Annotated in this window: 6 protein-coding genes; 4 read left to right on the top strand and 2 right to left on the bottom strand. The window is 68.8% G+C overall.

Going from position 1 to position 9929, the window contains the following annotated elements:
- The first annotated feature begins 581 nt into the window (after nt 1-581).
- Entirely contained in the window at nt 582-1928 is a 1347-nt protein-coding gene (locus tag VFQ05_04415) for an aminotransferase class I/II-fold pyridoxal phosphate-dependent enzyme (protein HET9325995.1), read from the top strand.
- A complete protein-coding gene (locus VFQ05_04410) occupies nt 1925-4384 on the top strand; it encodes a hypothetical protein (protein ID HET9325994.1) in 2460 nt (819 codons plus the stop codon). Before VFQ05_04415 ends, VFQ05_04410 begins: the two co-directional genes overlap by 4 nt.
- A 53-nt stretch (nt 4385-4437) precedes the next feature.
- Here the strand turns inward: VFQ05_04410 and VFQ05_04405 are convergent, their stop codons facing one another.
- Nucleotides 4438-5832, bottom strand: a complete 1395-nt coding sequence (locus tag VFQ05_04405; protein ID HET9325993.1) for a PLP-dependent aminotransferase family protein — start codon at nt 5830-5832, stop codon at nt 4438-4440.
- Between the two features lie 361 nt (nt 5833-6193).
- Complete coding sequence (locus tag VFQ05_04400; protein ID HET9325992.1) at nt 6194-6724, bottom strand: ferritin; 531 nt, start codon at nt 6722-6724, stop codon at nt 6194-6196.
- Nucleotides 6725-7221: 497 nt separating this feature from the next.
- Between VFQ05_04400 and asnA the strand changes: the two genes are divergently transcribed.
- Together asnA and gdhA are read left to right on the top strand one after the other, a co-directional pair.
- Nucleotides 7222-8352, top strand: coding sequence for an aspartate--ammonia ligase (gene asnA / locus VFQ05_04395; protein HET9325991.1), 1131 nt, complete (start codon nt 7222-7224; stop codon nt 8350-8352).
- A gap of 15 nt (nt 8353-8367) precedes the next feature.
- Complete coding sequence (gdhA, locus tag VFQ05_04390) at nt 8368-9765, top strand: NADP-specific glutamate dehydrogenase (protein ID HET9325990.1); 1398 nt, start codon at nt 8368-8370, stop codon at nt 9763-9765.
- The last annotated feature ends 164 nt before the right edge of the window (nt 9766-9929 follow it).

Raw genomic sequence — 9929 nt, 5'->3', positions numbered from 1 at the left:
TGGGGTGGATGACGGGGTTCGAACCCGCGACACCTGGAGCCACAGTCCGCCCTCACGGGTCGCATGGGTCGGCAACAGACGCCAAGTGCGCGCCTTTCCTTGCGGCGAGCCCGGCATCGTACCCCACGAGAGAGCACCACGCGCCACCATCCGACTCGTGTTGGGGCACAACCGGGGCATACGAGAGTCTGCGTCCCCGTTTGTCGTAGAAGGTGCGACATGAGGGGCGACTCGCTCCACATCGGTCTTACCGGCGATCCCAAACGAGGGCACGGGGTCGGGGTCCGCTACCGATCCGCTCGGCGTTCCGGACTGAGCCGGCCCTTCGTTCCCGGATCCACTGCCATCCGGTGACCGACCTTAGAAGGACCTACCCGTCTGGCAGTTTCACGGACAGCTTGGCAGGTCGGTGGGGCGGCCACGCTCCGCCGCCCATCCCGGCCTCGCCACGGATCGCGCGCGCCGGCAGCGAGTTGTCCCTCGGCGAGGCCCGCGCGACGGACTCCCCTTCGCGGGGCATGGTGATTGCGTGGTAGTCCCACGAGACGAACTCACCGTGCCCCACGGAGGGTCCTCCCACGATGTCCGCACTTTTCACGACCGCGGCCGGACACGCGCGATCTCCCGCCGCGCCGGTCTTCTCGGACCGCATCCGGCTCCTGGGCTCTGAGAACGCGTTTCGCATCGGTCCCCAGATTCGCGAGCTCGAGGCTGGAGGCCACCGCGTCATCAAGTGCAACCTGGGTGAGCCCGACAGCGCGCTCGCGCCCCACATCGCCGAGGAGGTCAAGCACGCGATCGATCGGGGCGAGACCCACTACTGCGACCCGCAGGGAATTCTGCCCTTGCGCGAGGCGATCGCCCGCAGCGTCGCCCGCACGCGCGGCATCGAGGTGACGCCGGATCGAGTCGTCGTGTTCCCGGGCGCCAAGCCGCCGATCGGGCTCTGTCAGGAGGCCTACTGCAACCCCGGTGACGAGGTGATCTACCCGAGCCCGGGTTTTCCGATCTACGAGTCGTTCACCGCCTACGTCGGCGCGCGCCCGGTCCCGCTCCACCTCGACGAGCGGAAGGGCTTCGCCTTCGAGGGCGACGACCTCGAGCCGCTGATCGGTCCCCGCACCCGACTGCTCTATCTCAACTTCCCCTCCAACCCGACGGGTGGCGTGGCGAGCCTCGAGCAGCTCGAGGGCATCGCCCTCACTGTGCTCCAGCGCGCGCGGCCCGAGATGCGGATCTACTCGGACGAGGTCTACGAGGACATCCTGTTCGACGGCAACCGCCACCTGTCGATTGCCTCGCTGCCGGGCATGGCGGAGCGCGCCATCGTGGTGGGCGGGGTCTCGAAGTCGTTCGCCTGGACCGGCGGCCGCGTGGGCTGGGCGGTGTTCCCCACCGCCGAAGAGGCCACGGTGTTTCGCAACCTCAACATCAACTACTTCTCGTGCGTGCCGGCCTACAATCAGCTCGGCGCCCGGCTCGGCCTCGAATCGCCGCTCACCCGAGCCACGATCGCGAGCATGGTGGCGCAGTTCCAGGAACGGCGCGACTTCATGGTGCAGGGCCTGAACGCGATCGAGGGGATCACGTGCCGGACGCCGCGCGGCGCCTTCTACCTGTTCCCCAACGTCGCCGGTGTGTGCGAGCGGCTAGGGGCGATCGCGGCCTGTGCCGCCCTGCCGCCGGACGCGCGCGAGCGCACCAGCCCCGCCACGCTGCTCCAGATGTTCCTTCTGTGGCGCTACCACGTCGCCACGCTGGACCGGCGCTCGTTCGGGCGCATCGGTTCAGAGGGCCAGCACTACCTCAGAATCTCGATCGCGACCGCGACCGAGGACCTGCGGCTGGGCCTCGAGCGCGTCCGTGAAGCGGCCGCGGATCGCGCCGGGTTCGAGGCGTTCGTGCGCGAGGGACGGCATCTATGGTGACGGTCGAGCCCGTGATCGGGGAGCGCGTTGCCTTCGGGCCGCGCCGCGGGGTGTGGATCGAGGCCGGCGCGACCGGCGCGCTCGATCCGGTTGCGCTCGAGCACTTCGAAAGCCTGGATCGCGTGTACCGCGCGCTGTGCTCGCTGATGTTCAACTACGTTCCGACCTCGGGTCATCCCGGCGGATCGATCTCGTCCGGCCGCTTGGTCGCGGCACTGCTCTACGGCGGCATGGACTACGACCTCTCGAGCCCCGAGCGCGACGACGCCGACATGATCTCGTACGCAGCCGGCCACAAGGCGCTCGGCCTCTACGCGATGTGGGCCCTGCGGAACGAGGTGGCCAGGATCGCCGCGCCCGAGCTCCTGCCGCGTGACGAGCGGCTCCAGCTCCGGCTCGAGGACTTGCTGGGATTCCGGCGCAACCCGGTCCACGGCACCTCCCTATTCAGCCGGTTTCGCGCCAAGGCGCTCGACGGCCACCCCACTCCGGCGACGCCTTTCGTGCGGCTCGCGACCGGCGCCTCGGGCGTCGGCCTCGCCGCCTCGCTCGGGCTGGCGTGGGCGGCCGCCGACGTCTACGGCGCCGACGCGCCGCGCGTCCACATCGTCGAGGGCGAGGGTGGCATGACGCCCGGACGCGTCGCCGAGGCGCTGGCCGCCGCCGGCACCGCCTCGCTCGGCAACGCGGTCCTGCACGTGGACTGGAACCAGGCCTCGATCGACTCCAACCGCGTGTGCCGTGACGGCACCAGCCCAGGCGATTACGTGCAGTGGACGCCGATGGAACTCCTCTACCTCCACGACTGGAACGTGGTCTACGTCCCGGACGGGCTCGACTTCCGCCAGATCTTCGCCGCCCAGCGCGCCGCCGAGCGCCTCGACAACGGTCAGCCCACCGCGATCGTCTATCGCACCGTGAAGGGCTGGCACTACGGGATCGAGGGACGCGCCTCGCACGGCGCCGGTCACGCGCTGTGCTCGGACGGCTTCTATCGCGCAGTGGCGCCGCTCGGATCCGAGGCCGGATTTCCGACCTGCGACCACGACGCCACACGCTGCGGCGCCGGAGCCCGGCCGGACATCCTCGAGGCGTGCTACTGGGACGCCCTCCAGATCGTGCGACGCGCGGTCGAGGAGCGTGCACCGATGGTGGTGGCGCTGGCGTCGCGTCTGGCCGAGGCGCGCAAGCGGCTCGCGGCGCGCGGGCGCCGGCCCCGCCCGGGAGCGCCAGCGGGCGTGGAGCCCATCTTCCGGATGGCCGACTCGATCGCCGCCGCGATCCGTGACTCCGATCCCACCGCGATTGGCGTCGCCGTCGGCGGTGATCGCGATAGGATCGCCGCGGAACGGCCGGCGCGCGCCGTCCCACGTGGCGGTCCTTCGCCCGGCGACGTGGTCCGTCCCGGTTCCCGCACCACTCTGCGCGACGAGCTGGGCCGCGTGCTCGGTCTCTACAACCACGAGAGCAAGGGAGCGGTGGTGGTTGCCGCGGCCGACCTCCTGGCGTCGACCAGCGTGGGCCGGGTCGCCGAGGGTTTCCCTTCCGGCTACTACAACCAGCGCACCAACCCGGGATCGCGTGTGCTCGCGGTCGGCGGCATATGCGAGGACGCGATGGCTGGCATGCTGGCGGGTATCGCGTCGTTCGGGTGGCACGTCGGGGCCGGCTCATCGTACGGTGCCTTCAACGCGCCGCTCGGGCACATCGCCGCGCGGCTCCACGCGATCGGCAACCAGGCCCGGCACGCGGTCGACGGCGCGCCCTACAGGCCGTTCTTCCTGGTGTGCGCGCACGCCGGCCTCAAGACCGGCGAGGACGGTCCGACCCACGCCGATCCGCAGGCGCTACAGATCCTGCAAGGGAGCTTTCCCGCCGGGACCATGATCACGCTCACGCCGTGGGACCCGCAGGAGATCGCGTATCTGGTCGCGGCGGCCCTGGCGCGGCGCCCGGCGGTGATCGCACCGTTCGTCACCCGGCCACCCGAGACGGTGCTGGACCGCGCGGCGCTGGGTCTCGCGCCGGCCTGGCACGCCGCGAAGGGTGTCTACCTGATGCGCGCCGTCCAGGGCGCGCGCCGTGACGGCACGGTCGTGCTTCAGGGCAACGGCGTGGCCTACGCGTTCGTCAAGAAGACCCTTCCCCTGCTGCTCGGCGCCGGAATCGACCTCGACGTCTACTACGTCGCGTCGGCAGAGCTATTCGACCTTCTGCCGGCGCGCGAGCGCGAGCACGCCTTCCCACACGCGCGTGCGCAGGAGGCGATCGGCTTCACTGACTTCACGCTACCCACCATGGATCGGTGGATCTGGTCCGAGCGCGGGCGGAACCACACGCGGCATCCGTTCCGCGCCGGGCACTTTCTCGGGAGCGGACCGGGGGCGGTGGTGATGGCGGAGGCGGGTCTCGACGGCGAGAGCCAGTTCCAGGCGATCCGGAAGTATCTGGGGTGACCGTGAACGAGTCGTCGTAGGCCGCCTCGGGGTCCCACCAGATCATCTTCCGATCAGGGTCGCCCGGGATCAACTTCCTTCGCGACGCCGCGACGCCGCGACGCCGCGCGCGCGGCGCCGGCGGCGCACGGCCCGTGACCCTTGGGCGCCGGAGTTCCGGGACGACTGCGCTGAACCGCCCGGCGTCGGCTCGCGCTCGGTACCGGATCGCCGGACATCGCGAGCCGCTCAGCGATCACCCGCGCGAGGCGCGCCATGCCTTCCTCGATCATCGGCTCGGCCGCGTTGCTGAAGTTCAGGCGCATCGTGTTGTGTCCGCCGCCGAGCGGGTGGAAGCAGGCGCCGGGGACGAACGCCACCTTCCGCTCGATCGCTTGCTGCAGCAGCACGCCGGCGTCGATCGGGGCCGGCAGGGTCACCCAGAGGAAGAGGCCGCCCTGGGGGCGCGTCCAGCGCACGCCAAGGGCCGGATCGGGAAACGCGCGCGCGAGACACTCCAGCATGAGGTCGCGGCGGCGGCGATACACTTCACGGATGTGGAGCACATGACGGTCGATGAAGCCGTCGCGGGCGACCTGATGCACCACCATCTGGTCGAATGTGCTGGTGTGCAGGTCGGTTCCCTGCTTGGCCTGGGCCATGCGGCGGATCACATCGGTGGGAGCGACCACCCAGCCGAGCCGGAGCCCGGGCGCGAGCGTCTTGCTGAACGTGCTCAGGTAGATCACGTTGCCGCTGTAGCGGCCGTTGCTCTGGCACCTCAGCCCCTCGGCATCGAGCACAACCAGGGACTTGATGTGCTTGCCCTCGAAGCGGAGCTGGCCGTAGGGATCGTCCTCGATGATCGGGGTCCCATAACGCTCCGACATGGCGACCAGCTCGAGCCGGCGCTCGAGCGGAAGCGTGGTTCCGGCCGGGTTCTGGAAGTTGGGCAGCACATACATGAACTTGGGACCCGAGCGCAGCGCGTCCTCGAGCCGGCCGGTCTCGAGGCCGTGGCTGTCCACCGGAAGGGAGATGTACTCGGCACCGTACATTGTGAACGCCTGGATGGCGCCGAGGTAGGTGGGCTCTTCCGTGAGGATCTTGTCGCCGGGGTTGATCAGCACCTTGCCGATCAGGTCGAGCGCCTGCTGCGACCCGGTCGTGATCAGCACGTTGTCGATGCCAACCACGATCCCGTAGCGCGCCATATGGCGCACGATCATCTCGCGCAGCGGCGGGTAGCCCTCGGTCGTGCCGTACTGGAGCGCCTGGCGACCCGTGCGGGAGAGCACGATGTCGGTGGCGGCCCGGAACTCCTCGATCGGGAACAGCTCGGGGGCGGGCAGGCCGCCCCCGAAGGAGATGACGTCGGGCTGTGCGGTGAGCTTCAGCAGCTCGCGGATGGCGGAGCTGCTCATTCGCTGGGTCCGCTGCGCGTAGCGCTGCTGCCAGGGCGTGCTCATGGCGGTCTCCTCCGGAGTGGGGCAAGTACCCCGGATCTACGGCATTTGCCGTGCCGGCCGGGTTCGGAGAGCTCGGCGCCGGGCGCTAACCCGTAACCAATTGCATCCCAACCCGTTGGGGACCTGCGGAGGCGTTGCCGAGCCGTGCCGCCCACGCGTCACGGCGATCGGGGCGACGGATTTGGCAGGTCGTCCGCCGAGTCCGGTCGGCCGCGCGGGGCGGCGGATGACGGACGCGGCGACCTGGAGGCTTGGAGCCGGCGCACCGCCAGCGGTGCAAGGATGCTACTTCTTCCGCAACGAACCGATCATGCGCTCGAAATCTGCGGCAGCACCACGCAGAGGGCGGTCCACTTCATCGTCAACTCGGGTCGCCGCCGTCGTGCCCACGGTCGGCCAGGTAGCGCTCGATGTGGCGGTCCAGCGCCTGGAGCCCGCCCTCGCTCGTCGAGGACTCTGCGCGCGCCACCATCTCGTCGCACCACGCCTCCTCCTCGACTTGCTCGTTGACGTACCAGTGCAGGAGCACCTGCGCGGGATAGTCCTTCTGCTTCAGCGCGATCTCGTAGGCCCGATGGATCCCCTTGGTGTTGGCCTCCTCCATGGCGCGGGCGTGCCGCGCCACCTCTACCAGCGCCTTGAACGTCGTCCGGGGGGCCGGCACCGCCGACAGCTCGGGCATCACGCCGCGGTCGAGTAGGTGATCCATGAACTTCTGCGCGTGCACGCGCTCCTCGCCGGCCTGCTTGTAGAAGTAGTGCGCGAAACCCTTGAGGTTGCGGTCGTAGCTCCAGACCGCGAGCGCGGTGTAGGCGTGCGCCGCGGCGAGCTCATGATTGAGCTGGCGCTGTAGCTCGGAAACCAGGACCTTGGGTACCGCGTTGGCCGGCATAGGCGTACTCCCGTCGGTGAAATCGTGGGGCGGCACCGGGCGTGAGTTCGGCCCGTCCAATGGACCAGCTCCGTGGCTGGCGCCAGCGAGGCGGCAGGGTATCCGCCTCGAGCCACCCGCTCAAGTCTGCTCGGCCAAGTCGCTCCGACGAAGTACCCCATGCGGACAGCCTGCCAGTCGGCGTGACAGAAGGGCAGGATCAGCGCAGGCCGATCCACACGCCTGGCCGTCCAAGGGCGGCTACCGAACCGGCAGATGGTGTGTCAGAGCTGGCAGTCGGCCTGCTCCGAACCGGTGCGGTCCACGGCCCCCCTCCGAGGCCAGTTCGTTGCCCAGCACGGGCTTGCGACGTCTCGCCTGTTCACTGCCGCTGGCATGGGCCATGCCTTGCGATTCGGTGTTCGACTCGGCCACCGGTTGGGGCATGCGCTCTATCGACACCGGTAGGTGATTCCGGGGGGCCGAGTCGTCGCCACGTCCTCCACGGGAGGCCGACGATGAAGACCACGAAGCAGGCCGACCTCGCGGGTCCGGGGATCGGCACCTACGAGGAGATCGAGCGCGTCCTGCCCACCGGCTACGCGTCGCTGCTCGACCGCAAGCAGACTCAGTTCGCGCTCCACGAGCTCAAGCGTTTCATCCAGGACGGCCTGTGCCGGGAGCTCAACCTGTTCCCGGTCGAGGTGCCGCTGATCGTGAGCCGCGAGAGCGGCGTCAACGACTACCTCGACCGCGATGGCTCACGCACGCCGATCGAGTTCCCGTGCGGGCTCGGGCTCACGAAGCGGATCGACGCCCAGGTGGTCCAGGCCGCGACCAAGTGGAAGCGGATGGCGCTTCGCCAGTTCGGGTGTAACCCCGGGGAGGGCATCTGCACCGACATGCGGGCGGTGCGCAAGGATTACTTCCTCGACCACGACCACAGCGCCTACGTCGATCAGTGGGACTGGGAGAAGGTGATCACGCCCGAGCAGCGCACGCTCGGCTACCTCACGGACACGGTGCGCCGCATCTGGAAGGTGATCAAGCGTGCCGAGACTCACATCCTCGACCGCTTCCCTCAGCTCCGCAAAGACGGGAACGCCGAGCTGCCCGAGGAGCTGACGTTCATCCATGCGGAGGATCTCCTCCGCATGTACCCCGACCTGCCGCGCAAGCAGCGCGAGACCGAGGTGCTGAAGAAGCACCCCGCGATCTTCATCCTCGGAATTGGCTGGGTGCTCGAGGACGGTTTCCCGCACGAGATGCGGGCGGCCGACTACGACGATTGGGTCACCCCTACGGTGTCCGAGGACGGCCGTCCGATGCACGGGTTGAACGGCGACATCCTGGTGTGGAACCCGGTCACCCGGCGGCGCCACGAGCTGACCTCGATGGGGATCCGCGTCACCAAGGACACGCTGCGCCGCCAGCTCGAGCTCAGTGGCCAGGTCCACTTCCTCACGATGCCGTACCACCAGGCGATCCTGCGCGACGAGATCCCGCTCTCGATCGGCGGCGGGATCGGCCAGTCGCGCGCCGCGATGCTGCTGCTTCGCAAGGCGCACCTGGGCGAGGTCAGCGTGACGGTGTGGCCCGACGAGCTCAAACGAATCTGCGCGAAGAGAAACATCCACGCCCTCGAATAGAAAGGAGCAGGACCCATGAAAGCGGTCGTTGCAACCCCGAGGACGGGCGGCGCGAACGACTACGTCACAGACCTTATGGCCAGGGTGCGGGCCAAGAACCCGAACGAGCCCGAGTTCCACCAGGCGGTGCTCGAAGTGGTGGAATCGCTAGCGCCGGTGATCGACCGGCACCCCGAGTACCGGGCGGCGCGCATCCTCGAGAGGATCGTAGAGCCCGAGCGGGTGATCATGTTCCGCGTGCCGTGGATGAACGACCGCGGCGAGGTGGAGGTCAACCGGGGCTTCCGGATCGAGATGAACAGCGCCATCGGTCCCTACAAGGGCGGGCTGCGCTTCCATGCCTCGGTCAACCTCGGGATCCTCAAGTTCCTGGCCTTCGAGCAGGTGTTCAAGAACTCGCTCACCACGCTGCCCATGGGCGGTGGGAAGGGTGGCTCGGACTTCGACCCCAAGGGGAAGAGCGACCACGAGGTGATGCGCTTCTGCCAGAGCTTCATGACCGAGCTGTGGCGCCACATCGGTCCGAACACCGACGTGCCGGCCGGTGACATCGGCGTCGGCGGGCGCGAGATTGGATTCCTGTTCGGCCAGTACAAGCGGCTCGCGAACGAGTTCACCGGTGTGCTCACCGGGAAGGGGCTGCATTGGGGCGGCTCACTGATTCGGCCCGAGGCCACCGGGTACGGCTGTGTCTACTTCGCGGCTGAGATGCTCGCGACCCGCAATAGCTCGCTGGAAGGCAAGGTGTGCCTGGTGTCGGGGAGCGGCAACGTGTCGCAGTACACGGTCGAGAAGCTGCTCGATCTCGGCGCACGGCCGATCACGCTCTCGGACTCGGACGGAATGATCCACGATCCTGAGGGGATCGACCGCGAAAAGCTGGCCTGGGTCATGGAGCTGAAGAACATGCGCCGGGGCCGCATCAAGGAGTACCCGGAGCGCTTCAAGGGCGCCCGCTATCTGCCGTCGAACCCAATGCAGGACTGGAATCCCATTTGGGACATCAAGGCGGACTGCGCCTTCCCGAGCGCCACCCAGAACGAGATCAATGCGCGCGACGCGTCCAACCTGATACGGAACCGGATTGAGCTTGTCGCCGAGGGCGCCAACATGCCGAGCACGCCGGAAGCGACCAAGGTCTTCCTCGATGCCGGCATTCTCTACGGTCCGGCCAAGGCCGCCAACGCGGGCGGTGTGGCGACCTCGGGCCTCGAGATGTCGCAGAACAGCATGCGGCTCTCGTGGACGCGCTCCGAGGTGGACGACCGGCTGCACCAAATCATGCTGGCCATTCACCGCAACTGCTACGAGACCGCCGAGAAGTACGGAACGCCGGGGAATCTCGTCAACGGCGCCAACATCGGCGGCTTCGTGAAGGTCGCCGATGCGATGATGGACCAGGGGCTGGTGTGAGCCAGATCCAGCCCGCCACCCGCGAGGCGGCGCGGGCTAGCTGACCGCGCGGGGCGAGACGCCTCGCCCCGCGCTTCCGGTCCACTGAACCCAGGCCGCATGCTCGGCCGACGATGACGACGCGCGCGGGGTGTGCCGGCGGGTGGCCGCGCGTCGCGGTCACA

It is taken from the genome of Candidatus Eisenbacteria bacterium (assembly GCA_035712145.1).
Taxonomy (GTDB): domain Bacteria; phylum Eisenbacteria; class RBG-16-71-46; order RBG-16-71-46; family RBG-16-71-46; genus DASTBI01.
This window is presented reverse-complemented; position numbering and strand designations above follow the sequence as displayed.

Excerpts from the sequence above, each read along its gene's own strand:
- VFQ05_04415 (HET9325995.1), top strand. The coding sequence starts at position 582 with ATGTCCGCACTTTTCACGACCGCGGCCGGACACGCGCGATCTCCCGCC.
- VFQ05_04405 (HET9325993.1), bottom strand. The coding sequence starts at position 5,832 with ATGAGCACGCCCTGGCAGCAGCGCTACGCGCAGCGGACCCAGCGAATG.
- VFQ05_04400 (HET9325992.1), bottom strand. The coding sequence starts at position 6,724 with ATGCCGGCCAACGCGGTACCCAAGGTCCTGGTTTCCGAGCTACAGCGC.
- asnA (HET9325991.1), top strand. The coding sequence starts at position 7,222 with ATGAAGACCACGAAGCAGGCCGACCTCGCGGGTCCGGGGATCGGCACC.
- gdhA (HET9325990.1), top strand. The coding sequence starts at position 8,368 with ATGAAAGCGGTCGTTGCAACCCCGAGGACGGGCGGCGCGAACGACTAC.